At 56.7% G+C, this 26,485-nt stretch carries 23 protein-coding genes; 14 read left to right on the top strand and 9 right to left on the bottom strand.

The annotated features are described in order from the left end of the window. Window positions 1-289 precede the first annotated feature (289 nt). The 4 genes from GX444_20645 (at window position 290) to GX444_20660 (ending at window position 4,894) form a co-directional block, all read left to right on the top strand. Window positions 290-1,333, top strand: coding sequence for a hypothetical protein (locus GX444_20645; protein ID NLH50992.1), 1,044 nt, complete (start codon window positions 290-292; stop codon window positions 1,331-1,333). A gap of 57 nt (window positions 1,334-1,390) precedes the next feature. Then, window positions 1,391-2,167, top strand: coding sequence for a DUF72 domain-containing protein (locus tag GX444_20650; GenBank protein NLH50993.1), 777 nt, complete (start codon window positions 1,391-1,393; stop codon window positions 2,165-2,167). A gap of 108 nt (window positions 2,168-2,275) precedes the next feature. Then, window positions 2,276-4,174: a hypothetical protein gene (locus GX444_20655; GenBank protein ID NLH50994.1), complete on the top strand. Its 1,899-nt coding sequence runs from the start codon at window positions 2,276-2,278 to the stop codon at window positions 4,172-4,174. Window positions 4,175-4,231: 57 nt separating this feature from the next. Further along, entirely contained in the window at window positions 4,232-4,894 is a 663-nt protein-coding gene (locus GX444_20660) for a hypothetical protein (protein ID NLH50995.1), read from the top strand. On the opposite strand, the gene GX444_20665 is transcribed toward GX444_20660, so the two are convergent. Both GX444_20665 and GX444_20670 read right to left on the bottom strand, forming a co-directional pair. Beyond that, the gene (locus GX444_20665) at window positions 4,891-6,381 is read right to left on the bottom strand and encodes a hypothetical protein (protein NLH50996.1); all 1,491 of its coding nucleotides are present in this window, start codon (window positions 6,379-6,381) and stop codon (window positions 4,891-4,893) included. The genes GX444_20660 and GX444_20665 overlap by 4 nt on opposite strands. A 9-nt stretch (window positions 6,382-6,390) precedes the next feature. Next, the gene (locus GX444_20670) at window positions 6,391-7,176 is read right to left on the bottom strand and encodes an outer membrane lipoprotein-sorting protein (protein ID NLH50997.1); all 786 of its coding nucleotides are present in this window, start codon (window positions 7,174-7,176) and stop codon (window positions 6,391-6,393) included. Window positions 7,177-7,313: 137 nt separating this feature from the next. On the opposite strand from GX444_20670, the gene GX444_20675 reads away from it, so the two are divergent. Together GX444_20675 and GX444_20680 are read left to right on the top strand one after the other, a co-directional pair. Next, window positions 7,314-8,726, top strand: coding sequence for a sulfatase (locus GX444_20675; protein NLH50998.1), 1,413 nt, complete (start codon window positions 7,314-7,316; stop codon window positions 8,724-8,726). Then, entirely contained in the window at window positions 8,723-10,165 is a 1,443-nt protein-coding gene (locus GX444_20680; protein ID NLH50999.1) for a sulfatase-like hydrolase/transferase, read from the top strand. Before GX444_20675 ends, GX444_20680 begins: the two co-directional genes overlap by 4 nt. Before the next feature lie 363 nt (window positions 10,166-10,528). On the opposite strand, the gene GX444_20685 is transcribed toward GX444_20680, so the two are convergent. The 3 genes from GX444_20685 to GX444_20695 all read right to left on the bottom strand — a co-directional run bounded on the left by GX444_20685 (window position 10,529) and on the right by GX444_20695 (window position 12,859). Then, the gene (locus tag GX444_20685; GenBank protein NLH51000.1) at window positions 10,529-12,028 is read right to left on the bottom strand and encodes a hypothetical protein; all 1,500 of its coding nucleotides are present in this window, start codon (window positions 12,026-12,028) and stop codon (window positions 10,529-10,531) included. A 176-nt stretch (window positions 12,029-12,204) separates the two neighbouring features. Further along, window positions 12,205-12,444, bottom strand: coding sequence for a hypothetical protein (locus tag GX444_20690; GenBank protein ID NLH51001.1), 240 nt, complete (start codon window positions 12,442-12,444; stop codon window positions 12,205-12,207). A 37-nt stretch (window positions 12,445-12,481) separates the two neighbouring features. Further along, window positions 12,482-12,859, bottom strand: a complete 378-nt coding sequence (locus tag GX444_20695) for a VOC family protein (protein NLH51002.1) — start codon at window positions 12,857-12,859, stop codon at window positions 12,482-12,484. A 276-nt stretch (window positions 12,860-13,135) separates the two neighbouring features. Between GX444_20695 and GX444_20700 the strand changes: the two genes are divergently transcribed. Further along, window positions 13,136-13,882, top strand: coding sequence for an SDR family NAD(P)-dependent oxidoreductase (locus GX444_20700; GenBank protein NLH51003.1), 747 nt, complete (start codon window positions 13,136-13,138; stop codon window positions 13,880-13,882). A gap of 88 nt (window positions 13,883-13,970) precedes the next feature. Here GX444_20700 and GX444_20705 read toward each other — a convergent pair whose 3' ends face one another. Then, window positions 13,971-14,213, bottom strand: a complete 243-nt coding sequence (locus tag GX444_20705) for a hypothetical protein (GenBank protein NLH51004.1) — start codon at window positions 14,211-14,213, stop codon at window positions 13,971-13,973. A 443-nt stretch (window positions 14,214-14,656) separates the two neighbouring features. On the opposite strand from GX444_20705, the gene GX444_20710 reads away from it, so the two are divergent. The 4 genes from GX444_20710 to GX444_20725 all read left to right on the top strand — a co-directional run bounded on the left by GX444_20710 (window position 14,657) and on the right by GX444_20725 (window position 18,320). Continuing rightward, window positions 14,657-14,842, top strand: a complete 186-nt coding sequence (locus GX444_20710) for a helix-turn-helix domain-containing protein (protein ID NLH51005.1) — start codon at window positions 14,657-14,659, stop codon at window positions 14,840-14,842. 169 nt (window positions 14,843-15,011) lie between these two features. Beyond that, the gene (locus tag GX444_20715) at window positions 15,012-16,664 is read left to right on the top strand and encodes a PAS domain S-box protein (GenBank protein NLH51006.1); all 1,653 of its coding nucleotides are present in this window, start codon (window positions 15,012-15,014) and stop codon (window positions 16,662-16,664) included. Between the two features lie 297 nt (window positions 16,665-16,961). Continuing rightward, window positions 16,962-17,792 carry an ArdC family protein gene (locus GX444_20720; GenBank protein NLH51007.1) on the top strand — a complete coding sequence of 277 codons (831 nt, stop codon included), beginning with the start codon at window positions 16,962-16,964 and terminating at the stop codon, window positions 17,790-17,792. A 36-nt stretch (window positions 17,793-17,828) separates the two neighbouring features. Next, the gene (locus GX444_20725) at window positions 17,829-18,320 is read left to right on the top strand and encodes a hypothetical protein (GenBank protein NLH51008.1); all 492 of its coding nucleotides are present in this window, start codon (window positions 17,829-17,831) and stop codon (window positions 18,318-18,320) included. 315 nt (window positions 18,321-18,635) lie between these two features. On the opposite strand, the gene GX444_20730 is transcribed toward GX444_20725, so the two are convergent. Beyond that, complete coding sequence (locus GX444_20730; protein ID NLH51009.1) at window positions 18,636-19,412, bottom strand: response regulator; 777 nt, start codon at window positions 19,410-19,412, stop codon at window positions 18,636-18,638. A 79-nt stretch (window positions 19,413-19,491) separates the two neighbouring features. On the opposite strand from GX444_20730, the gene GX444_20735 reads away from it, so the two are divergent. The 3 genes from GX444_20735 (at window position 19,492) to GX444_20745 (ending at window position 23,970) form a co-directional block, all read left to right on the top strand. Next, the gene (locus GX444_20735; GenBank protein NLH51010.1) at window positions 19,492-20,778 is read left to right on the top strand and encodes a DDE-type integrase/transposase/recombinase; all 1,287 of its coding nucleotides are present in this window, start codon (window positions 19,492-19,494) and stop codon (window positions 20,776-20,778) included. Window positions 20,779-20,941: 163 nt separating this feature from the next. Next, on the top strand, window positions 20,942-22,261 hold the full coding sequence (locus GX444_20740; protein ID NLH51011.1) for an IS1380 family transposase: 1,320 nt from the start codon (window positions 20,942-20,944) through the stop codon (window positions 22,259-22,261). Between the two features lie 272 nt (window positions 22,262-22,533). Beyond that, complete coding sequence (locus GX444_20745) at window positions 22,534-23,970, top strand: DUF3365 domain-containing protein (GenBank protein NLH51012.1); 1,437 nt, start codon at window positions 22,534-22,536, stop codon at window positions 23,968-23,970. On the opposite strand, the gene GX444_20750 is transcribed toward GX444_20745, so the two are convergent. Together GX444_20750 and GX444_20755 are read right to left on the bottom strand one after the other, a co-directional pair. After that, complete coding sequence (locus tag GX444_20750; protein NLH51013.1) at window positions 23,965-25,677, bottom strand: recombinase family protein; 1,713 nt, start codon at window positions 25,675-25,677, stop codon at window positions 23,965-23,967. The two genes, GX444_20745 and GX444_20750, sit on opposite strands and share 6 nt — an antisense overlap. Next, on the bottom strand, window positions 25,677-26,195 hold the full coding sequence (locus GX444_20755) for a DUF2924 domain-containing protein (GenBank protein ID NLH51014.1): 519 nt from the start codon (window positions 26,193-26,195) through the stop codon (window positions 25,677-25,679). Before GX444_20755 ends, GX444_20750 begins: the two co-directional genes overlap by 1 nt. Between the last annotated feature and the right edge of the window lie 290 nt (window positions 26,196-26,485).

Genomic DNA, 26,485 nt, shown 5'->3' on the forward strand with positions numbered 1-26,485 from the left:
GGGCAGCTGCCCCTCCAGGACGCAGACCAGCAACCTCATCCGCTGTAACTCCTTGGGAGTCATCGAAATCATGTCCTTCTTCATGGGGGACATAATCGCTAAGCAGTTACAGGGGACAAAGTCGCTAAGCTAATACAGGCGGGGCGCCAAACTTGTGTCCGCTGTTCATTTCTTGCATAATACCCCGCGAAATTTCATTCGGTTGGACAGACCGCCAAAGCCGTCCACGGCTGACCAGCCGGCGGCGGCGATCGGTGATTCGGCGCGAGGAAGCGAAAAAGGCGGAATGATGAAACAACGTGCTTTGCGCTGCCCACGTTGCGGCAAAATGACCTCCATCCAAAACGGTCAGTGCGCTTATTGCGGGCTGGAGGTGTCCTTTACCCGCCATTCCCAGCGGCAGGGATCTTCCGGTCGCACCCGGTCGACGGGACGGCTGGCCATGGCCCAGGATAAAATCGAAATGGAATTCGGGGTGAACAACCGGGGCCCGGCCACCGCCGGTATTTCCGGTCCGGCCTCGCGTTACGATCTGGGCGCCGGCGGCCATCGCGAAGCACCGGCCGGCGGCGATGTCGAAGTCGGCACGATGAGTTCGCTGCTCATGGACATGACCGACAATCCGCAAAACGAACCCGTTCATCAAGCCCCTCCGAAGGGCGGCAAAGGCGGCGGGCTGGAATTGGGCGAGTCGCTTTACGGGAGCGAGAACGCGACGCCCCAATCGGGAAGTAACGCCAAACCGGAAGCGGCGGCGGGAGCGGACGCGGCTTTCGCGCAAATGGCCGACCTGGCGCCGCGCCAATCCGCTTCGGACCAAAACAAACATCTGGCCGTCGCCGTGCGAAAGGCGCAGCGCAATCAATATTTGTTAACGCGGGTTTTGCCGCAGGTCGTCCTGTTGGCGATCGTCTTGCTGGTCGGGCCGCTGATCGTCGGCTCGCGCGTCAACCTCGCCGGCAATTACACGGTGAATTTTGTGGACGATCAAAACCGCAAGGTCTCCTGCTCGACCCGGTTCCTGGCCGCGGAGAGCGATCCGCGACAGGTGCACGGCCTGCTCGAATGCAAACTGTACGCCAGCGACACTTCGATCGAACGGGTCGACGAACCCGCCGTGCTCAAGCCCATCATGGGCAACGGCACCATCAGCTTCAACGGCGAGCACGATTACCGCCACCTGAAACTGCGGCTCGGCAGCTTTGACGCCAACGACCGGCACACCGTGAATCTCGAAGGAACGTTCAGTTCCGGCGGCAAGGATATCGCGGGGCGCATCTTCAATAGCCTGGGCAATGCCGGCACGTTTACGATGGCGCGCCTGGAAGAGTAAGGCGGGGCCCAATGCCCCTCGCTCCCGGCCCGGCCGGGAGGAAGGTCGCGGCGGCGGATGATTCTCGTCGGAACCAGCGGGTACAGCTACGAGGATTGGCGCGGGATTTTTTATCCGCCCGACCTGCCGAAAAACCGCTTCCTCGAATTTTACGCCGACCGCTTCGCCGCGGTGGAAATCAACTACACCTATTACCGGATGCCGGCGCGGCGCACCCTGGAGGCGATGGCGCGCAAAACCGGCGGCCGGCTGACCTTCGCGGTGAAACTGCACGGCTCGATGACCCACGAGCGCACGGCCGGCCCGGCGGATTATCAGGCGTTTCGCGAGGCTTGCGCGCCGCTGGCCGAGGCCGGCGTGCTGGGCCCGGTCCTGGCGCAGTTTCCATATTCTTTTCACGCCGACGACGCCAATCGCGATTACCTGCGCCGCCTGCGCGAACAATTGCCGGACCTGGACCTGATCGCCGAGATGCGTAATTCCCGCTGGGTCCGCCAGAGCGCGTTCGAGTTGCTCAAGGAACTGGGTATCGGCTGGTGCAACGTCGACGAGCCGAAGCTGCCCGGACTGATGCCGCGGACGGCGGTGGCTACCTCGCCGACCGGTTACGTGCGATTTCACGGGCGCAACGCCGAAAAGTGGTATCAGCACGAGCGCGCCGAGGAACGATACAATTATCTGTATGCGGAGCAAGAATTGGCGGAATGGCGGTCCGATCTGGAATCGTTGGAGAAACTGACCCGGCGCACCTTCGTTTTCACCAACAATCATTTCGAGGCCAAAGCGGTGAAAAATGCGCTGATGATTGTCGACTTGCTGAAAAACAGGTCATAATCGGTCCGGAAGGGCGCCCCCGGAAAAAATCGGCGTCTTTCCGCTTTTCTCGGAATTTTTTTCGGATTATATGTAATTCACACCCGAGTGAAGGAGTACAGGCGGTTCATGCTGAAGCAGGAATTATGGCAAGCGATCCCCACGCTCAACAACCAGATGGACTTCACCAACTTGCCGGTGGCCCTGAACGAACGCGACATCTTCGTTCTTTCGCGGATCAACGGCATGCTGTCCTTGGGCGAATTGGTCAATCTGTTGCACATCGAGCGGGGCGAAATGGAGGTCATTTTTGCCAAGCTGGTGAAGCATGAGCTGGTGTTTCTCGACAATTACGAGCAAACGCGCGAATTGCTCCACGAAGTCTACGGCGGCGAAGAGGCGCAATCGGGCGAGGCCGTGCCGGCATTCGCGGCGGACGCCGAGGAAGCGCCGGCCCGCGAGCCCGCGGCGCCGAAAAAATCCCTCGACGATGCGACGACGGTCGAGACCGGGCAGTGGGACATCGACAGCTTCTTCGGGCTGATCCATCGCCTCTACCTTGAAAAACGAACGGGAATCCTGCGGATTTTCACCGATCAGAAGGTTTACAAAGCCCTGTTTTTCGAGGCCGGCATGCTGCTGAACGTCTCCTCGGTGCCGTTCATGGCCGCCGAATGCCTCGGCCGCATCATTCAACAGGCCGGCTACATCAATCAGGAAAAAGTGATCGAGTCGCTGCAGCGCGCCAAGCGCAACAACACCCGGCAAGGCGAGGAACTGGTGGCGATGGGCGCCATGCGTCGCGACCTGCTTCCCGAAATGTTGCGCATTCAGGTCGAGGTCAAGCTGACCGAGGTGATGCACTGGGAAAGCGGCGACTGGATGTTCCAAAATCTGCCCGCGCTGCCGTTGCGGATTTCCCGCATCGACATCGATCTGCCGCGGCTGCTGTTCAACCTGATCTGGAAACGCTATCCGATGGAGAAGATCGACCGCGAATTGCGCCTGCGGCAGGAAAAATTCGTCGGGCGGTCCAACCGGATGGTTTTCGACGCGTCGAGCTACAGCTTCGGCGAAGGCCTCGAAAAGTTCTTTCAAATCATTCTGGAAAAGGACAACCCGCTCAAACGGTTGCAGATCATCAGCAATTTGAAGCCGCCGCAAACCGCGCGCATGATCTGGGCACTGTACCTCACCGGCGCGATCGACTTCTTCGACGAGAGCCGCCAGGACAAGGTGATGGCCGAGATCGAAACGCTCAAGGAACAGATCAAAAACACCGAGCGGGAAACCTATTTCGACACCCTGCACACCCACTGGACGGTCGGCGACGAGGGCATCGAGAAGGCGTTCAAGCAGTGGTCGGGCGAGGAAGAGCGGGCGATCGTGAAAACGCAGGGCCTGGTCCAGCAATTGCACCGCACGCTGCTGGCCCGCATCCACGCGGCATACGAAACGCTGCGCACCCGTGAAGGCCGGCGGCATTACCGCGCCGAAATCTACGACCCCGATTTCATCCTGTTCGGCAGCGAAATTCTGCGGCAGAAGGGCGAAAGCTACCTGTTCACCAAGGAAGCCCCCGAACTGGCCGCCCCCGAACTGGAAAGCGCCATCGAAATCTACGACCGCAACGGCGAATATTACTCCGAGCTCGGCTTGTCGTATTTTTTACGCGACTACCCCCGCAATTTCCGCATGGCCGAGGAAGGCCGCCGGTTGGTGAAAAAAGGCCTGGCGATGAACTCCGGCTCCGAGGTCGTGCACCTTTGCGTCGGTTTGATGTACCGCCACGAAAAGAAGAGCAAGCAGGCCGTCGAGGCGCTGGAAAAAGTCCTCAAAATCAACCCGGACAACCGTTTCGCCAAAATCCTTCTCAACGAGATCAAATCGGGAGTGACCAGCGAGGAGCGCGAAAAGGCGGCGCGCGAATTCCTGGAACGCAAAAACCAGGCCGACGAAAAACTCGAAAAACTCATGGCCGAAAAACGGGAAGCCGGCGGCAAAAAACCGGAACAATCGGCGACCTGACCCGGCCGCTTCGGCGAACGGCCGCGGCCGGCGCGGAGGCCTATCTTGGAGGTCCGCATGAGCGGGAAGATCAGACTGGCGATCGCCTTGGGGCTCGTCGCGATGCTGCTTGTCGTCGCGGCCTGCAGCGTCGATAAACGGGTGCGCCGCAAAACCGAGACCCTCAGCGAAGACCTGATGAACACGTCCCTCGAATTCAACCGCCTGATCGCCTGGCGCTATTTCGACGACGCCAGCGCCATGGTCTTGCCCGCGGCGCGCGCCGATTTCCTGGTTTCCGCCGAAAGCGTTTACGCCCGCGTCCACATGGAAGGCTACAAAATCGCCCTGGTGCAGATCAGCCCCGACCCGTTTCCCAAAATCCGCGGCGCGGTCAAAGTGCCGCCCAAGCCCGAGCGGCCGGCCGTCGAAATCCCGCCGACCCCCGAGGAAATAAAGGCCCGGGAAGCGAAGGAAAAGGCCGCGGCCGAGGAACAGAAATTCAAGGAAATGCCGAAACACTGGTATGGTCTGGTGCTGGTGCGCTACATCAACCTGACCGTCGTGCCCAGCAATCAGGTCAGTTCGCCGCTCATCCGCCAATATTGGTACTGGGACGAAAATTCCGAAACCTGGCTGGTCGATCCCGAGATCGACCAACTCATCGACGTCCGGCCGTCGGGCGACCGCGCCCCGGCCGACGAATCGATCCCGCTCGCGCCGCAGATCCCCGCTCCTTAAAAACCGTAGCGGGCCAGCACGAAAACCTGATCGAGCCCTTCCAGCGAACCCATCAGGGTTTCGTCGCGCCCGCCGAACAGGTTGGCGCCGACGCTCAATTTGAACGGATCGGTCACGGAATAGGTCGCCAGCGGTTGCACGGTCCAGCCGCCGGCGGTCAGGTCGAAGCGGCGCCAATCGCGGTCGCGTTGGTAGGTGAAATCGACCAGCGACAGCAGTTCCAGCGCCAGCTTCTCGTCAAAGAACGATTTGCGCAGCACCAGCCCGCCCATGCTGGTCCAGGCCCGTTGCAGAAAATCATCCTCGCGGTCGAACAGGTAGCTTTGCAGCAACCAGCCTTCCGCGAAGACGTCGGCCGGAAACGTATAATCCACGTTGAGCGCCCAGCTCGCCTGGTTGCGCCGCACGGCGCTCAGATCGTCGCGGTAGGTGTAGCGGTCGAAGGCCATCAACCCTTCGCCGTGCAGGCCGAGGTTGAACACGCTGGTCGCCAGGCCGAGCCCGGCGCTTTGCACCCGGTGATGTGTGAGCGTGAACGGATCGCTGAGCGTGGTGGTGGAAAAAACGTCGCCCGGCGGCAGGATGGCGGCGTCGGGTCCGGTCTGTTCCGACCAGCGGGAAAGGTCGCGCAGCGCCGGGTTGACGTGCAGGGTGGGCAGGTCGTCCCACAGCGCGTAATAGGCGGCCGTGACGTCGATGAACGGCGAGGTGTAGTGGACCCGCGCCGCGCCCTCGGGAGCCGTGAGATCCTGATCGGGCAGGTCGGTGTGCGCGCTGTAATAATTCGGATCGCTGAGAAAATCGCGCAGGTCCTGCCGCCACTCCGGCACCCAGGCGCCCAGCGCGGTTTCCAGCGCGCGCCAGCGGTCGCTTTGCCGCAGATCGTTGATCAACTCGCCGATCGGAAAATCGTGGCCGACCAGGGCGTAGTCGCTGCCGACGATCCGGTAACGCGGCGGCGTGAACACCGGGATATAAACCGCTTCGATCTGCACCGGGTCCAGGTACAGCACCGGCCGGATCATGAAGGTACCCAGGCGGTAGAACGACAATTCGCGGTCCAGCGTCCGCCGGTAGTCGTAGGGGTTGAGCTGATCCAGCGGGCTGAACAGGTCGGTCGTCGCCCAGGAAACGATTTGCTGGCCGGCGAACAGGTCGAGCTTGCCGAGGCGCAGTTTGCCGTACAGTTCGCGCAGCTCGGGGATCGCCTCGCCCTGCGCCTCCTCGCCGACGTCCAGGCGGTATTCGAACAGGCCGGCGGCGCGCACGCCGTAGTTCAAGCCCCAGGAAGCCGAGGCGGCGGCGTAGCCGAACCAGTCGTTGGACCAGACGTCCTCGTGGAAGCGGTCCCAGGTGGTATCGACGGCGCTCTTGTACCCCGCCAACCCTTCGAGGCTCGTGCTCGGCGTCGCACTTTCCGCGGCGAGCGCCGCGCCGCACCAGGCGGCGAGCAGCAAGAGAATCGAAACGGGCAGGTGGCGTCTCATCGTCGCGCTTTACTGCTGGCTTTCGTCGGATAGGAACCGTTCGGTGAAGAACTGATCGTCGAGTTTCACGTTGAGCTGGTACTCGCCCAGTTCCATGATCGTCGCGGTGCCGGCCTGCACGTCGTTCATCTTGCTCCGCCGGGCCATCCAGGTGCCGTCGGCGCGCTGCTCGAGCTGGCTGACTTCCAGGGTCTTCCAGAGGGCGCCTTTTTTATCGAAGAATTGCCCGCGAACCGGAAAATAGTTGTCCTTGCGCACCCAGTTGATCGTCTTGCCGTAGATCGAATCGCCGTCCTTTTTCGGGAGGCTTTCGATGACGTAGCAGCTCGCGCCGTCCACCGTGGCGTCGGCCAGTCGCTTGTGCGTGCCCTTGTCCGGATCGACCGCCTGGAGGTCGGCGTAGGAGAACGTCGAGCCCATGAAGGCGCCGGATTTGTTGGCCGAGGTGATGCGCCGGACGCGCTTCATCGCCGGCAGGTAGAGGCGCTGGTTGTCGTCGGCGTTCTTCGTTTCGACCACCAGAAACTTGACACCCTTCACGTCCGGCGGCGACAGAAAGGTTGTCACCGTATTCCGCACGCCGTTGATGAGCTTGGTGCGGGTGAGCAGATCGCGGATCCGCTGGCCGCCGCTCTTGTCGATGAGAATCATCTTGGCCTTGCTCACGGCGGCCTGGCTTTGATTGGCCTCGGTCATTTTTTTCATGATGGTCGCGGCATCCGGTTCCGCCGCCCCCACCAGGGCGGTCAAACCGGCGAAAAACACCAGAAAAAGAAGGGTAAAACGCGCACGCATCGAAACCTCCGTCGGCGGCTTGTCGAGATTTTTCGCATCTTGGCATACCGTCCGACCGGCGGCAATGGGAAGCCGATTGGCCCTTGAAGGATTCGCCGCGCTTGGTAATCTAACGGGCAACTTTGCGGGGGCATGGTGTGCGGATTTCTTTCCAGCGACTGATTCGGGTCGCCGCGGTTCTGGTCTGGGCGGTGGCAACCGTGGGGTGCCACTCGTCGAAGCCGCCGGCGGAAATCAGAAACGTCCTATTAATCACCATCGATTCGCTGCGCGCCGATCACGTGGGCTGCTATGGTTATCCGCAACCCACGACGCCCACGCTCGACGCCTTCGCGCACGCCAACGTCCAGTTTCGCAACGCTTATGCCTCCAGTCCGTGGACGCTGCCCAGCCACGCGTCCATTTTCACCGGCCTGTACGCCGACACCCACGGCGTCGGGATGGTCAGCCGCGCGTTGACGGCCAACTCGCTCCTGCTGGGCAACGTCCTGAAAAATCACGGTTACCGCACCGGCGCGGTCGTCTGCGCGCCGCTGCTGAGCCGGACCTACGGCTTTCAGTACGGCTTCGAGGATTACGACACCGATCTGGTCGCGCCGACCTTCAAACAGGCGCGGCAGGTGAAGGTCGGCCCGGACGTCACCGAACGCGGGCTGCAATGGATGGAGCAAAATCGGCGCAAGCCGTTTTTCCTGTTCCTGCATTATTGGGACGTGCATTACGACTACAACCCGCCGCCGGAATACGTCCGGATGTTCGATCCGGACTACCAGGGGGAGATTGACGGCCTCGGCATTCACAACCGCAAGGACATTGTGTCGGGAATGGACCCGCGCGATCTGCGGCACCTGGTGGCGCTGTACGACGGCGAAATCCGCTACACCGACGACGCCATCGGCAAGCTGTTCGCCGGCCTGAGCGAACTGGGCCTCGAGCAGAACACGCTGGTGATCGTCACCTCCGATCACGGCGAGGAATTTCTGGACCACGGCGGTATCGCGCACACCCGCACCTGTTATGAGGAACTGATTCGCGTGCCGCTGCTGATTCGCGTGCCCTGGTTGCCCGCCGGCCCGCGGGTCGTCGACGGCCTGACCAGCCTGGTCGATCTGTTCCCCACGGTGCTGGATCTGCTGGGCATCAAGCACAAGAAACTGCCGCTGCAGGGCATCAGCCTGGCCGACGCGATCCGCGACGGCCAAACGCTGCCGGACCGGGAGATTTTCGCCGAAACCAAGCGCGGCCAGTTGGAGCCGACCGACCGCGAATTCCGCTGGGCGGCGGTCCTGGCCCCCGACCGCTGGAAGCTGCATCGACTGGGAAACGGCAAGAACGACCTGAAACGGCTGGTTTTCGACCTCCGGGCCGATCCCGGCGAAACCGCCAACCGGGAGACGGACGATCCGGACCGGACGCGCAAGCTCGACCTGGATCTGGTCCGGCAACAGGTGGTGGATCGCCAGATCCGCGGCAAGGTCAATGCCGATGGCAAGGTGGATGTGGACCCGGAACTGTCCAAAACGCTCAAGGGACTGGGGTATATCCAGTGAGCCGCCGGCGGCCGGCCTGCCTGGTGTCGCTGCTGCTTTTGCTTTTCCTCGCGGCGGCCTGCCGATCCGCCCCACCGGTGCGACGGCCGGCCCGCAGCGTGATTCTGATCAGCATCGATTCGTTGCGCGCCGATCACGTCGGCTGCTACGGCTATCAAAAGCCGACCACGCCGGCGCTCGACCGTTTCGCCGCGGGCGCCGTGCGCTTCGCCAACGCCTACGCCGTTTCGTCCTGGACTCTGCCGAGCCACGCCTCGATGTTCACCGGCCTGTACGAGGACGCGCACCTGGCGTTCGCCAACAACAGCCGCATGGACGACGACAACGTCACCCTGGCGGAGGCGTTTCAAGCCGCGGGCTACGAGACGGCGGCGATCGTCTGCGCGCCGTTTCTGCGCCGCGAATACAACATCCAGCAGGGGTTCGCGAGCTACGATCAGGAAATCGCCGAAACCCGGCGGCCGACGATCCGGAAGGTTAAAACCAGCCGCCAGGTCACCGACAAGGCGCTGGCGATCCTCAAGGAACGGGCCGCCTCGCCCCGACCGTTCTTCCTGTTCGTCCACTATTGGGACGTGCATTACGACTACAACCCGCCGGACGAGTATACGGCGATGTTCGACCCCGATTACCGCGGCGCGATCGACGGCTTGAACATCAGCAAGCGCCAGGATTTGCAGCCGGGAATGGACCCGCGCGATCTGGCGCATCTCATCGCGCTGTACGACGGCGAAATCCGCTACACCGACGACCACCTCGCCGAACTGCTGGCGTTCATCGACGGGTCGACGCTGGCTGCCGACACCGCCGTGGTCATCACCGCCGATCACGGCGACGAATTCCTGGAACACGGCAGCACCGGCCATACCTTCACTTGTTACGAGGAACTGGTCCGCATTCCGCTGCTGATCCGCGCGCCGGGATTGGTTGTCCGGACGCCGGTCGTCGACGCGCCGATCGAGAACGTCGATCTCTACCCGACGCTGCTGTCGCTCGCCGGGTTGCCGCCGGTGAAACGGCCGATCCAGGGTTACGATCTGCGGCCGCTGATCGAAAAGGGCGAAGCGCCGCCACGGCAGGAATTGTATTGCGAGACGCGCATGGGCCGCCGCTACGGCTGGCACGGCCAAAAAGGCATCTGGCGGAGCCTGAGCCGGCTCGACGGCAAGAAGATCCACGAATTTCGCGGCCACAAAACCCATACCAGCGAATACGAACTGTACGATCTGAAAAACGATCCGCGCGAACTGACCAACCTGGTCGAGTTGAACGCCGAACTCCTCGCCAAAATCAAATCCGAATTGTACCGCCGCCACCGCGCGAGCCTCGAACTGGCCGGCGATCTCAATCTGCAGGACGCCCGGCAAAAGAAGGGCGGCGACGCCGGCAAGGACGACGCGCTGCGCGATCAACTCAAGGGCCTGGGTTACGTGCAGTAGCCGCCGGCTTACGGCGCAGGTGTCTCCTCGTGCTTAAAGCTCCGTTCGACTAGTGGAGGTTTTCACCCCGCTTTTCTCCATCTCCTGCATCCATTCATGTTCCCCCTTGTTTCCTTTCGTGAGCACGGGTCGCGCTCGTTGCGTTATTCAGGCTCGTAGAAAATGAGGCCGTTTTTCAAATGGCAAGTTTGGAAGTGTGCGGATTTATTGGAAGAACGTGCGACAATCGTCTTCTGGGACGTATCCGGACGCAATGTCCGGATTTTTGTCCGGATAGATAAAATCGCCACGTTTCGTGATTTTAACCGGATACAGAGTCCGCTTCGATGTCCGGATCGATCCAGGGTAACTGAAAGCGAGCGATCAAACGATCTCGTATTCGGTGGAAGGACCCGAACCCGTCTTTCTGACGAGATCTAATTCGACGAAGTGGTTGAGATGCCTCCGCGCTGTGCGGTCTTCAACCTTCATCGCCTTGGCGTACTGACTGGATTTTGTCGACCCTCTCTGAGCCAACCATTGCAATCCTTTTTGCTCCGCATCACTCATTGAAGCGAGCACTTCCTGGCTCAACACCGCAGTGCTCGCCTCTCGATTCCTAAAGAGGGTCAGCACCAGATAAGGATCGTCCCAAGTGTATTTCGGAAGAGGCAATTCCAGTTGCAAGGCGCGATTCTTCAGCGACTTGATACCCAGTCCGCGTTCTTCAGCCATTTCCATTCGGGCAAAAACATAATGGAGTTCCGGGTTTCGGCTCAGCATCGGGGCATCAAATTTTTGCAGTTTCTCAAGTGTGATCGGTAGCAACGGCAATCCTGGACTTTTGACCGTAAGGGTGTCCGGAGTAATGACTAATTGGCACTTGGCTTCCCGGATGTCGTAATCCCTGTGGATCAGTGCGTTCACCACCGCCTCACGAATCATCTCGAACGGCAGCGGCGGCACTTCTTTGCGACGCATTTTGGAGCGGTCAAGGACGTTGGGAAGTTTGCTGGATAACCACTTTTCAAGATCCTCGGGAATGAGAACCATCGGGCCTTCAAAATTTCTAGGCTCCTCAGTGCCATCCGGGTAGTGAATCGTGGCGAGCAATCCCGCCTGCGGCATGGCTGTTCTTGGCTCCTTGCCGAAAAGAAGCATCCCGAAACCGGTCGGTATGAATCGACCGTCCTGCTGCAAAAGCAATCCCTGCTGGACGAAACGACGATGGAACGCGGGCGAATCGACAGCGTCCGTGATTTTCGCAATCGAACGATAATTCTCCAGCGCTTTTAAAGAAAAATCGTCCGTGACCGAGGCGGTGAATGCGTCCTCCAAACTGGAAAGTGTGACTGTCTTCGGCTTCTTCTTTTCTTCCTCGGCGATTGCCGCCCGTTCCAATGCCTGCGCGAAAAAGTCCTCGTTCTCCTTTCGGATAACCTCCTGGAGATCGCGATCGAACATGTTTACCGAAATGCCGTTGTCCTGCAGGTACTTGATGCCCTTGCGGTCCACCGTGGGGTCGGGATCGGTGATGCCAATCCAGACTTCCTTGATCCGGGCCAAGACGATCCGTTCTGCGCAACTCAGCTTCGGATGTCGACGCGATCCAGGTGCGCATGGTTCTAAAGTTGCAAAAAGGACCGAGCCATCTAGTTTGGTGTTTCGGTTTTTTCGTTCCAGAAGAGTGTATTCGGCATGGTCGCCAAAACGCAGTTCACCCCGACAGGCCGTCTCGACAGTTCCGTCAGGCTTCCACAAGGCGACACCAACATTGGGACTGGCCTTTTCGTCCGTGCGCGGTTCACGAACCGATTGGCGCATGGCATCGACAGCCATCTCCATCAGCTTCCGTGGGTCAAATTTTAGCTTCTTGGAATCCACTCAACCACATCCAGCCTGTGATTCACTTCCCAATTTCCAATGCCAATCGCCGAGAATATCCTCTGCCCGCTTGTCGTAAAATTCTCGAAAGCCAGTGTATCGAAGTCATCGTCCAGTGCAAGCCAAATATCGATTCCGACTTACCAGCGAGGGACTATTTGCGTCTCTCAAAGCTTTTATGCGTTGATGTACCCGCCGGAATTCTCGTACTCCTCGGTCTCCACAATTCCTCCAAACATACCGCGATAGGGCAAGCGGCTCTCCTGCCAGTACTCGAGAAAGCCCGGATTCAAGCAAGGTTTAATGTTCTGCTCGACCCAGCCGTTCACGATACAATTGATCTTGTCCTCGCGGTCCACGAAGCCCGGCAAAAGAAGGGCGGCGACGCCGGCAAGGACGACGCGCTGCGCGATCAACTCAAGGGCCTGGGTTACGTGCAGTAGCCGCCGGCCGTCAGGCCATCGTGTGCAGGGCCAGCCGGTTTCCCTCGGTGTCCTCGAAATGGGCGAAAAAGCCGTACTGGCCGATATTCGTTTTGGGGATCAGCGTTTTGCCGCCGTTTTGTTCGGCGAGGGCCAGCGTGGCCTCGATGTCGGGCACCGAGAAATAAATCACGGTGCCGGATTTCGATGGCTCGTAGCCGGGCGCCGCGACCAGCGAACCGGCGATGCCCGGCGCGCCCATCGTCATCGAAAACATGGCCATTTTCGATTCGTCCATCTCGACCACCGTCAGCGGAATCCCGAACAGCTTTTCGTAAAACGCCTTGGCCCGCTTCAGATCCTTGACGGGAATCTCGAACCAGTTCACCGGATGTTTGATCTCGCTCATGTGTCGCTCCTTTTTTTTTGTCGCGGAAGGCCGCGCTCCATGCTTTTTTCAAACTCATAATTCATCTGTAAGGCGGCACGACAAAGAGTCAAGGAAACCGGAAAATAATCGCCGGGCAACGCAACAAGTGGGCCTTATTGCTTGACAAACGCGCCTTTCCTGGCCGACGATGACCGCGTTTCCCGGCAACGATGAATGAGGTGAACCATCCGCTTCGACGGCAAAAACGTCTATATCAGCGGCGGCACGAGCGGCATCGGGCTCGCGGCGGCGGAGTTGTTCGCGGCGCTGGGCGCGAACGTGTTCGCGTTTTCGGTCGACGAGCCGGCGCAACGCGAGGCCGCGCGGTCGGCCGTCGAAAAGCACCGGGTGCGCCGCGAACAGAAGGTCGAGGCGGTCGCGCTGGACGTGTCCGACCGGGAAGCGGTCGAGCGCGTCCTGAGCGCGGCGGCCGTTTCGTTCGGTCCGCCCGACGTGGTGCTTTGCAGCGCGGGGATCGGCGGGGCCGTCTACTTCGAAAACCTGTCCTTCGAGCGGTTCGACCGGACGATGCAGATCAACCTCTACGGCACCCGCCACACGATCGCGGCTCTGTTGCCGTTCATGAAGGGGCGGGGCGGCCAGATCGTCACCGTCTCCTCGATGAGCGGCCTGATCGGCCTAGTGGGCTACACCGCCTACGCGACCTCCAAGTTCGCGGTCGTCGGTTTTTCCCAATCGCTGCGGGCCGAGTTGAAGCGCTACGGCATTTGGGTTTCGGTGCTTTGCCCGCCGCAGGTCGCGACGCCGCTGCTGGAAAAAGCCGACCGGGACAAGCCGCCCGAAACCAAGGCGATCAACGACCGCGCCGGGCTGTTGCAACCCGCGGAAGTCGCGGCGGCCATCGTGCGGGGCATTGAAAAAAAGCAGTTCCTGATCATCCCCGGCCGGCGCGCCCGGCTGTTCCACCTGTTCCACCGCCTGGCGCCGACCTGGCGCGAACGACTGACCGACCGGGTCGTCCGCCGGTTTCGCCGGTCTTGAAGGCCGTTCCGTGTCGCCGACCCCTCGAAAGTAAAACCTCATAAAGTAAATAATTTCTTGACGCTGGTAATGCCTTGGGATAATAAATTTACACACCGTCGATTTTCACCCCGATTCGATTCCGAGTGGCGAAAAACTTTGGCCTTTCCAAAGCTTTTTCGCGAATTAATGGGGGCGGCGTGATGGAAGATGGAGATACGGACGAGGGTTCGACTCTTGCCGCCTCCACCAGTTCTTCGAGAATCAGAATATTCTCCGGGGTCGCGGTGACGCGGCCCATTTTGTTGGGGAACGGCGTATAGGTGCTGAATAACAAAGGATTATTGGGCACGGATGGTTTTTGTTTCCCCTTTTTCTATTCGGACCAACTATCCTCAAATAACCCCATTTTCACCCCATTTTGCACCTTTTCCTCTCCCCCTCTCCATTACGTTCGGACTTTTGGGTTTTAGTCCGAAAGTGGAGAATGGTTTAGAATCAAGTACTTACGGGGGCGTCAAAAAATGGCGGTTCGACTCCCGCGACGTATGGGAGTGCAACCACGGGCATACCCGTAGTATTCTGTCTTCGATCGGATAAACTCATAGATACTGATTATTCACGTCTTTGATCTGCACGACGCCCCATTCATTTTGATCGAGTCAGGATTATTTTGATGGGGTTTTGAATGCGTCTTTATCGGCCTGCTTTCTTCGAAAGGCAGGGAATTCAGGAACTTACGCAGGGGCGAGAAAAGGGCGCGATTTGTGCAAACTCTAAAAAGGGGAAAAAACCATGAAACGAGCTCTGTTTTATAGCGGTCTTTCGGTGAATAAGGGCTGCCCACCCGGCGTCGGATGCGAAATTTCGTCGTTCAAGATCGGCAAAGACTGGCGGTTCCACAAGGAGGCCCTGCTGAAATGGGTCGAAGAACAGCAGTCACGCAACGGGATTGGCGTAGAACCTGGGAGGGTAAGCTGAATAATAAGAAGTCACATCTTAAAATCGATGATATTGCTACGGTCACTTCAGAAAGCCGTTTGGAAACGGTTTTAAGAAACACGAAAGCTTGTGTTCGAAGTGCGCTTCCAACGTGGCGGATAGAACCGTCGAATCGTAGGTCACCCGACGGGCTGGAAGGATACAACCGATGAGACGTAACCCTATTCGTCCTTCTTACTGGGCGGTGTTCGCGTTTAGTGTCGGCGTTGTCATCTCCTTGATCGTATGGCAGATGATGGCGGATATTGTGGCCCACCAGGAAAAGGAGCTGTTTGAATTCAGGTCGCGAGAAAAGATCAGCGCTATCATCGCTGCGGTAGAGAATCAAAACCAAATCCTCTTCGGTGGAGCGGGTTTTTTTAATGCGTCTGAAAACATTACCCGAAACCAATGGCACACGTATGTGGAAACTCTTTTGCAGAAAATGCATTTGGCTGGAGCGCAGGGATTGGGTTTTGCCCAGCGGCTAACACCTGAAGAGTTGGCGGAACATGTCCGGCAGGTTCGGGCCGAAGGGTTTCCTGGCTACTCGATCCGCCCTGAAGGGGAACGTGCGGAATATACGTCCATCATTTACCTTGAGCCGTTCGACAAACGAAATCAGAAAGCTTTCGGTTACGATATGTTTTCAGAGACAGTTCGCCGCAAGGCTATGGAACTGGCAAGGGACACGGGCCATGTTGCATTGTCTGGAAAGGTGACCCTGTTACAGGAAATCGATCAAGATGTCCAGGCGGGCTTTCTGATCTACATGCCCGTGTACCGCACTGGCCAACCCATAAGCACTGTCGGGGAACGCCGGGCTGCCTTGTACGGCTATGTGTACAGCCCTTTCCGAGTCCGGAACTTCGTGGATCAAATATTCCCTAACGGATTTCATTACACGCGTCTCCAGATATTCGACGGTCCGGAAGCGAACGCTCAGTCTCTGCTTTTTGATAGCCTTGGCCACGACGTAATTTACTCAGAAAAGCTAAGCGGACCGACGAAGACGGAAGTCGTCGAGGTAGCATCGGAACACAAGTGGACTCTTCGGTTCTCCACCACAGCAGCATCCAAATCCCAAAGCGACCGCAGCCTTCCATTGATTCTCTTAGGGATCGGAATCCTCCTGAGCTTTACCATTGGGTATATAGTCTGGTTGCTACAAATAAGCCACAAAAAGGCGCAGCAACTCCAAGAGAAAACGTCAGAGTTGCAGAAATCGGAGATCCGTTATCGCCGCCTGTTCGAATCCGCAAAGGACGGAATCCTGATTCTTGATGCGGAAACAGGAATGATTGTCGATGTGAATCCGTTCATGATGGAATTGACGGGCTATTCGCACGAAGAGTTTCTGGATAAGCATCTGTGGGATATCGGTCCACTCAAAGATGTCCTTGCCTCCAAAGTATCGTTCGAAGAGCTTCAGAGCCAGGATTACATCCGATACGAGGATTTGCCGCTTGAGACCCGCGACGGGCGAGTAATCCATGTTGAGTTCATCAGCAATATGTACAAGGTTGACAAGAGAAATGTGATCCAGTGCAACATCCGCGACATCACCGCACGAAAACTCGCCGAAGAAGCCCTCCAGAAGGCTTTGGACGATGTCCGGACCCTGCGTGGCATCCTTCCCATCTGCTCAAACTGCAAGAAAATCCTCGATGACAAGGGCCAATGGAGCCAGGTTGAAGTCTACGTCCGCGATCACACAGAAGCTGATTTCAGCCACGGCATATGCCCAGATTGCATGAAGGAACTGTATCCCGACTACGATCCGGATGATGATGACCCGCCGGAAAAGGAAGATGGCGCATAACGGCAGAGGAGGATGTGGCTACAGGAGGATCGGGCGTTCCCAAGTTTCCAGCAGCTGCCTCCGGATGAATCCCTCGTCCAGCCCGACCGCCCCGGCAAGCTCGCTGAGGTTCCTGAATTTTCCGCCCTCCATCGCCTCCATCCACGCGTGCGCCCTGGCGATAGCGACGGTGCGGGGTGTCCTGAACTGATCTGGCTGCTATAATCACTTCGATAATTAACATGCAAAATCCACCCTCCTTTCACACATAAGACTATTGAAGAAACAACCACTTACGCTTTAGAGGAGGTGATCCCATTGCATCCATTGAACCAAAAAGCCCGCGATACGCTGGACCAGATTACTGCGGCGTTCGACGATCCCGAACATTTGATCGATACGCTGACCCGCGCCGCCCTGATCCCAAACACCAGCCCGTGTATCAAGTGGTCCCCGGCGAATCGGTTTCTGGTGGCCCTGCATGGCACCTCTGACGCCCGAGGCTATCGCCAGTGGCAAGCGATGGACCGGCAGGTAAAGAAGGGCGCAAAGAGCTTCGGCATTATGGTCCCCAGGTACAAGACCATCGAGGAGGACGGTGAAGAGGATTCGGTTCTGATCGGTTTCCTGGCAGCGCCTGTTTTCCGGATCGAAGATACCGAGGGCGATCCTTTGCCGGAGACCGAGCCCAAGCAGATTCCCAAGCTGCAGGCCTTAGCCGACACCCTGGGCATCCCGGTCACCTACACCGGCGCGGTCAGTGACCGGGTTCTTGGCCTGTACCGGCACGATGAAAACCCCAATTCCGGAACGATCACTCTGTACACCCACGATCTGGCCACATTCTATCACGAAATTTCCCACGCGCTTCATCATCGGACCGGGAAACTAAGAAATAACAAGAATCCCAACAACCAAAGAAACAATGAGATCGTGGCGGAAATCTCCGCCGCTGTGCTGGTCCACTTGTTCGAAGGCGAGCAGGTCGGCCGGCAAGCCATCCAGTATGTACAATCCTACGAAGCCAAGAAATCCCATCTGATGAAGCTGCTACCCGAAATCATGCAAGTCCTCGACCTGGCCGTCAGCATCGGAGCAACAGACTACGACACCGACGCTGAACCTGAACTCTCCGCCTGCCAAGCCTGATCCCAAATCACAACCAAACCCGAAAGGAGGGCAGCAATGTCCGAACAACCGACCCATATCAGCGAAACGATTCCCGCCGAATTTAATCCTTCCAAATTCCAGGAAACATTGATGCGCCCCTTTGGCCCTGATTCCATCAAAACTCGCAAAGGGCACTTCGGCCAAGAGCTTTCCTACGTTGAAGGGCACGAGTACATTCGCCGTCTCCTGGAGAAGCCAGTCTACGTTCATAGAATTGTGCGCTATTTCATAAAGGCAATGACCTTCGTACCCGTTTTCGTAGACTCCGAGGGGAAGAAAGGCAGATCAGACGACTACAAGCCATTTTACTTCGCTGATGGCGAAAGAAACGCCGTTGCTTCTATTCTGAATAGCTCCTTGTTCTATTGGTTTTGGCGATCATTTAGCGATGGTTTCCATTGCGGATACAACGACGTTTACCTCTTTCCCTACAAGGAAATTAGAACCCCCCAATTGCCTGTAGCTCAAAACTTTTTGCTGTCGAAAAGAACTGCGACCATTTTCTGAGAGATTTGACGCGAGCACTCTACCAAATAACCCGTTTTGATGGCAGAAAAATGCTCAATGAACGCTGAGAAATGTTAAAATCAGGTTCGGATAGAGTTTTCGGTACACACGGCGCGTTTCAACGGGTCCTCCTGGACGGTTTTGTTTCCCAAACCAGGTCAGCGCAAAATATTTCAATTTTCGGTTTGGCGGAGGAAAAGGTTCCCCACGTTCCCAAATCTGGTGCACCCGGGAACCTTGGGAACCTCAAAGGCATTCACTGAAGTTTTTTCTTCGATAATCTCAACAAACAAACCGGAAATTAGGTTAATCGCCTTATTTGTCCAGCACCTGCCGCAATTTCTTAGCCAATGCCTGAAGTGAGTACGGCTTGCCGATAAAATTCAATTCAGCGTCAAGAATTCCATGACGCCCGATGATGTCCTCTGTGTATCCCGATGAAAAGAGCACCTTGATTTTCGGGTGAGTTCTTGCCATCCGGTCCGCGAGCTCTTTTCCGTTGATCCCCGGCATGATCACATCCGTCAGTAAAAGATGGATCGGCTTCTTGTACTGTTCCGCAACGATCAGGGCGTCTCCCCCGCTGTCCGCGTGCAATACTTTGTATCCAAGACGCGTCAGCACCTTGATCGCAAACTCTCGCACGATCTGCTCGTCTTCGACCAGAAGTATGGTTTCGGTTCCATTGGGCAATTCGGGTGATTCGAGTTTTCTTTTTATTTTTTCTGCTTTTTCCTGGACCTGGGGCAGATAGATTTTGAATGTTGTGCCCTGATTCTGCACTGAATAAACCTGGATGAGTCCACCGGCTTGTTTCACGATTCCGTAAATCGTCGCCAGCCCCAGCCCTGTGCCTTTGCCCTTTTCTTTTGTCGTGAAAAACGGTTCGAACAAGTGTGCCTTAGTTTCTTCCGAGATTCCTTGTCCCGTGTCGCTTACCGCGAGCATCACATACGCGCCGGCGCCCACAGAGGGATGGCTGCGCACATATTCATCAGTGCTCCGTGCCGGGACATTTTGAAGTTTTCCCGACGAAAGTTCGTCACCCAATAAAATCAGGGACTTAGGGATTTCCTGGTCAACAGGTTTCATGTTTTGTATTATAGGCGAGGGTTTGATTCGGGTGTGAAAAAATCGTTGCTGGAATTAGAAAGAGGCGTTCGACGATAAAATGGAAAATTACTGCGGTCATCAATCATACGATTATCGGCTGAAAGCTCTGGTTGCTCATTCCGGAAATCCGGCTCTATTTTCCGATCTTGAAATCCCACGCACGACATTGAGCACTTGGGTGAATCAAGGAGTTCGATCAGTTGTAAGCCATGAAGTTCTTGACTTGGATAATCTTGATTTACAGAAACGGCTTGTCGAACTGGAAAATGAAAATCATCAACTAAAGGCAAAGGTAGAATTGTTCTCAACGGCAAAGGAAGTAACCGGTTGGAGCCTTGATTTTTGCCGTTTCCCACATGAAGATATCAAAAAGAAAATACTCAACTTGATTGCAGTTGCCGCCATAATTATTCCTTTAATCGAATGCCTAAAAATACTCGGTCTATCAGCTTCTCGTTATTTTTCCTGGTGTCATCGCGAAGCCGGCTGCGATCTTGAAGATCATTCATGTTGTCCGCATACATTTCCATCCAAACTCACCTCGAGCGAAGTAAAAACAATCGGCGATATGGTCAGGGATAAAGATTATGCCCATTTTCCGATTCGAGCATTGGCGTTTTATGCGATGAGAATCGGATTGGTCGTTGCTTCACCGTCCACTTGGTATCGCCTGATCCGCGAAAAAGGATGGATTCGTCCGAGAAAGCGCTTGTATCCGGAGAAACCGAAAATTGGCATACGAGCGTCTTCTCCAAATGAAATCTGGCATATCGACACGACCATCCTGAAATTAGTTGACGGCACAAAGGGCTACATTCAAGCCTGCATCGATAATTTTTCCAGGTACGTATTGGCTTGGCGTATTTCGGCATCAATATCGGGGTTGGGCTGCCGTGAATTACTGTGCTCAGCATTGAAAAAGGCCCATGAAATGGGTGCTATAAACGTACCGGAAGTTTGGTGCGATAGCGGAATCGAAAACATCAACTCTGACGTGAATAAGCTGATTGAAAACAAATATATTACGAGGGTCATTGCTCAGATCGACATCGATTTTTCAAACTCCATCGTTGAAGCGTTTTTCAGAAGTTTTAAGCATGGATATCTTTTTCTCCAGGATTTGGCTTCTTATGCTTTTCTTGAAAAGCATGGTGATTTTTACATTCAGCAGCATAATGAAGTGATGCCCCACTCCGCATTTAAGGGTGCAACTCCTGAAGAAGTCTATCGAGGACAGTGGAACGAACTGATCGAAAAGGCGATCCCTTTGGAATTGGCAAACGCCAGGAAAAAAAGGATAGAATACCATCAAAATCTGGATCGCTGTTCGATATGCTCGAATTGAAAAATATGGAACCGGAGATCGGAGCACTTTTCGGAAAATTGTGTAAAAAAAGCGGAGAAAAGGTGTAAACCCACATTCCCCATATAAATCACAAAATAACTTTGACGTAAATATCCTAACATGCTATTATCGTTGCATTAATCAAGCATAAAAGGCGGCAAAAATGTCTCACCCGGAAAGTGAAAGCTTGAAGGTCGGTTTTGATGGCTGTTTGAAGCTCGAATTTCACGGCTCGAAGGTGACATCCGACGCGGGATTGTTGGCATACCGAGACTTGGACGAGACGTTGGGATTGTTCGACTCATCGCCAACGGTTTTTCACGATCCGCGCACCGGAAGAAACATCCAGCACGACATACCGTCTCTTTTACGACAATCCATATACAGCCGTCTCGCCGGGTACGAGGATGTCAACGACGCCCAACGCCTGTCGGTTGATCCGGCGATGCGATCCGTCACCGGGAAGAAAGTCGAGAGAAACGCCGCGAGCCCCAACACGGTCGGACGGTTTGAAACGGAGATGCTGGCCCGTACTGAAAACCTCGACGGTCTGACGGACCTGAGCGGCCAATGGGTAACGCGGGCGATGCGCAAAACGACCCATAAGCGGATCATCATTGACATGGATAGCTCGGAAAGTCCGGTACATGGCGAGCAGGAGGGATCATCCTACAATGGGCATTTCGGCTGCAACTGTTACCACCCCCTGTTTTGCTTCAACCAATTCGGAGATTGCGAAGGAGCGATGCTGCGCCCCGGCAACGTGCATAGTGCGGACCGATGGAAAGAATTGCTGGACCCTATCGTCAAGCGGTATAAAAACAATAATGTGCGGAAGTACTTTCGGGGCGATGCCGCGTTCGCCAAGCCGGAGATTTACGAGTACCTGGAGTATCATGGCTATCTTTACGCAATCCGACTTCCCACCAATGATGTTTTGCAGGATCGGATCAGATTTCTTCTGACCCGCCTTGTTGGAAGGCCGCCGAAGAAACCGATCGTTTGGCATCACGACTTCATGTATCAGGCAGCTAGTTGGAACCGGCCCCGTCGGGTGGTTGCAAAGATCGAATGGCACGAGGGCGAGTTATTTGCGAAAGTCGGATTCATCGTGACCAACATGAGCGCGAGAAACGAGGGCGTTATCCATTTCTACAACGGACGCGGCACGGCCGAGCAATGGATCAAGGAGGGGAAATACGCCTTGAACTGGACGCGGCTGTCCTGCAAGCGATTTGTCTCGAACCAAGTGCGGCTTGCGCTGTTCGTGCTGGCCTACAACTTGGGAAACTTTCTGCGGCGATTGGCTCTTCCTACGAAGGTCAAGCACTGGTCCCTTCGGAGCCTGCTGGTGAAGCTGATCAAGATCGGGGCGAAAGTCGTGCGAAGCAGTCGTTACACGACTTTCCAAATGGCGGAGGTGGCAGTCTCCAAGGATGTCTTCGCGGAGATTCTAGCGCGGATTAGTCGATTGCGATCGTAATGCTGCACCGTGTAGTTTCCAATGGAATCCTGCAAAGCCGATGGATAGGTTTGCCCAAAAGTGGAATTTGAAGGGGAAAACGTTTGATTTCAACGCGCGAGAGGCGTACGATTAGCCATTGCAACGAGGATTTTGGCGATCAGGAAGTTGAAGGGTGGCTTTTACCGGGCATGGTGCCTGAAGAGCCAGCTTGGGAATTTGAAATGGGGAATACCGGCTTGTACTCAGCAAAAGAAAGAGGAAGGAACCGAGTGGTTCTTTGGGGGACATAAATGTCGGAAAGTGGCCTCGGGATGGGCGAAAATATTGGAACTGGCGGGCAAGTATCTTCCCCGTCCTCGAAATATCTGAAAGAGTCGGTGAACTTAAGGCGCTACGTGATCCTACTCGGGGCACTGTGGTCAGCGGCCATCCTCATTGTGTTTTGCTGGCACCTCTGGGAAGTGTATGGGAATACTCTGAAAGCGGCGCGTATACAGGCTGGGGACTCATTTGAAAAAGATCTGGTCTATCGACGCTGGGCTGCCGAGCACGGGGGCGTCTATGTGCCTCCGACTAAAGAGACTCCACCCAATCCGTATTTGTCTCACATCAAGAATCGCGACGTAACGACCACATCTGGACAAGAACTGACGCTGATTAATCCGGCCTATATGACCCGCCAGGTGCATGAACTGGGACGCCAGCAATACGGCCATCAGGATCACATCACCAGCCTCAACCCGATTCGTCCGGAAAATGCGCCGGACGCCTGGGAGGTCGAAGCGCTTAAATCGTTCGAGGGCGGTGAAAAAGAAGTGACCGAATTGGCAAAGATTGGTGACAAGGAATACATGCGCCTGATGCGCCCAATGGTTACCGAGGAAAGCTGCCTGAAGTGCCACGCAGCCCAAGGCTACAAAGTGGGCGATATACGGGGCGGGATCAGCGTGTCAGTTCCTATGGCGCCTTTACGGGCTGTCATGAATCGCAACATTGCAGTTGTGACGCTGGGCTATGCCGTGGTGTGGGTGTTGGGTCTATGCGGTCTGGGGCTCGGCGCTTCGCGCATGGGGCAGCGTCTTCGCGAAAATGAACGGGGAGTGCTGGCACTACAGGAAAGCGAAGAAAAGTACCGCTCTCTGTTTGAAAACATGCTCAATGGTTTTGCGTTTCATAAGATCGTCGTCAATGAAAAGGGCGCACCCGTCGATTATGTGTTTCTGAATGCCAACGATGCCTTTGAAATTTTGACTGGCCTGAAACGGGAGAACCTGATTGGAAAGCGAGTAACCCAAGTTCTTCCCGGAATTGAAAATGAAACGGCGGACTGGATCGAAAAGTACGGAAAAGTGGCTCTGGGAGGCGAGGAAATCCGGTTTGAGTCCTATTCAGAACCACTTGATAAATGGTACTCGATCTATGCTTACAGCCCCCTCTCGAATCATTTCGTCACAATTTTCGAGGATATCACCGACCGTAAGCGGGCTGAGGAAGCCTTGCAAAAGGCCCTGGACGATGTTCGGACTCTACGTGGCATTCTTCCCATTTGCTCAAACTGCAAGAAAATCCTCGACGACAAGGGGCAATGGAACCAGATGGAAATCTATGTCCACGAGCACACCGAGGCTGATTTCACCCATGGCATCTGCCCGGAGTGCATGAAAGAACTGTATCCCGATTTCGATCTGGACGATGATGGCACGCCGGAGAAGGAAGATGGATTATAACGGCAGAGGAGAATGCGGCTGCCAGGGAATCGGGTGTTCCCACATATCCAATAATTGCCTCCTCACATACCCCTCATCCACCCCGACGGCCTGGGCGAGTTGGGTCAGAGATTGGAATTTGCCTCCCTCCATCGCCTCCATCCAGGCGTGTGCCCTGGCGATGGCGACGGCGCGGGGGTCCGGTGGTGGGTTGTCCGGAAACACCGGGCTCGTACCATCCGGCAGGATGATCTGCTTGCGGCCCCCGTACTGGCGGGTGGAGAAGGGGGTGGAAAGAGTCAGCGTTTCGCCGGGGGAAATATCCGGTGACCCCGTCACTTCCCCGGCCAGTGACGCGATGCCACGGTCGTGGAAAGTGATTTCCAGATGGTCGTCCCAGACGACCGCTTCCCTGACAACCAGCCCGACGATCCGCGCCTGCTCGCCGGGATATAGCTCGTCCCACAGGGCCTCGAAGTCGCGGAGCCGGTCGATGACCTCGGCGTCGGTGATGGGAGCGGTAGCCTCATCGGTTGGATCAATATCCACCGCCTCCCTCGCTACCCTGCATACCCGCCCCACGATTTCCGGCGCCTGGAGAACTCGCCGGACCTGCTGGACGACCAGCGCCTCAATGTCGCCCGCGGGCAGCGTCCGCACGGGGCATGCGTCGTAACCCGATTTCCGCGCCTGGAGACACAGGTAGTACCGGTACGTCTTCCCGTTTTTCCTGGCGAATGTCGCGCCCATGGACGTATCGCAGTGGCCGCATTTTAGAATGCCCTTGAGCATGGCGGGCGTTTTGGTGCGGGGGTTAGAGGCTCCAGACTGGGTGTTTGAAGCCAGCATTTTTTTCACAGCATCCCAGGTGGCCCGAGGAATGATGGCGATATGCTCACCGGGGTAGACCTCGCCCTTGTGCGGAATGTCGCCGAGGTAATGAACGTTATTGAGCACCCGATATACCTGGGATTTGTTCCAGGGCTTGCCGGGTATTTCGCGCCCGGATTTCGTGACCCACTCCTTGGTTGTGTGGCCGTCGCGATTCAGTTCCCTGGCCAGTTCGGTCGCAGACCCCAGAGCCAGGTATCGCTTGAAGATGCGCCGCACCAGCCTAGCCTCAGTTTCGCTGACGACCAGCTTTTTAGCATCCCGATCAACGTCATACCCCAGCGGCGGCACACCCCCGAGATACATACCGCGCCTTTTCATGGCGGCGACTTTGTCACGGATGCGCTCGCTGGCGATCTCCCGCTCGAACTGGGCAAAACTGAGAAGCAGATTAAGCGTGAGCTTGCCCATGGATGTGTTCGTATTGAAGCTCTGGGTAACGCTTACGAAGGAAATGCCTTGGTTGTCAAAAAGCTCGATCATCCTGGAAAAATCCAGGAGGCTGCGGCTAAGACGGTCGACCTTGTAGACGACGACCATGTCGAATCGCCCGGCCTGGGCATCGTCCAGCAAACGTCGGAGCGCGGGCCGCTCCATTGTTCCTCCGCTGAATCCCCCGTCATCGTAGCGGTCCGGCATCTCCCTCCACCCCTCGTGCCGCTGGCTCGCGATGTAGGATTCGCAGGACTCGCGCTGGGCGTCGAGGCTGTTGAATTCCTGGTCGAGGCCCTCCTCGGTGCTTTTCCGGGTGTAGATGGCGCAGCGGATTGTCGTGGGTTTGCTGGGACCGCCATTACCACCGTTGTTGCCCTTGCCGTTGCCGTTTCCGCGCCCCATCACTTGTCCCCATTGTCGCGCAGCCCGAAAAAGAGCGGCCCGTTCCACTTGGTGCCAGTGATGTGCCGAGCGACCGCCGACAGCGACTTGAATCTTCTCCCTCGGTAATCGAATCCGCCGTCCAGCACCATCACCTCGTGGCGCTCATTGTTCCATTCGCGGATCAGCATGGTGCCGGGGAGAAGCTGATCGGGGTTCGCGGTTCGAACCTTTCGCCCGAGTTCGTCATAGCCTGCATCTTTGAGAACCTGCTTCATGCGCACCTTCGTTTCCTCGGAAATGCCGCCCCAGGTGAGTTCCTGAATTCGGAACGCCAGCCTCTTGCGCATCATGACCTTGCCGTATCCCGGCGGCTCCGTGCCGCATAGCTCCCGCCACTTGTCCCGCAGCTGGTCCAGGTCCATGGACTGCAGGGCCGCGATTCGGCGCAGCACCGTGGGGTCGTTGTAATTGGGGGACGCCTGGGCTCTTGTGAGGCTCGCCTTTGTCGCCGCCCCATTTTCCGCGCTCGCTTTCATTTTCCCACTCCTTTCTCCAGTGGTTCGACGGCCTTAACAGGGCTTCGGGGCGCTAAAAGATCAAGGCCATTCTCCGAGGGCCCGGCACTTTTATTCCGCCGAATTTCACATCGCCGGGCGGCCTCCTTGCGGTGCAGGCGCCGGATGCCCTCGGCCAGAATTTCGGCAATGAGGTCGAGGGCGTCGTGTGGTATTGTGCTCGCCATTGGCATTGCTCCTTCTGCCTCACGGCGACCTCCTTTCAACGCGGTCAATCCACCGTCGAGCGCGGATGCTTATTGGGGGATATA

Source organism: Myxococcales bacterium, assembly GCA_012517325.1.
In the GTDB taxonomy this organism is placed as follows: Bacteria; Lernaellota; Lernaellaia; order Lernaellales; family Lernaellaceae; genus JAAYVF01.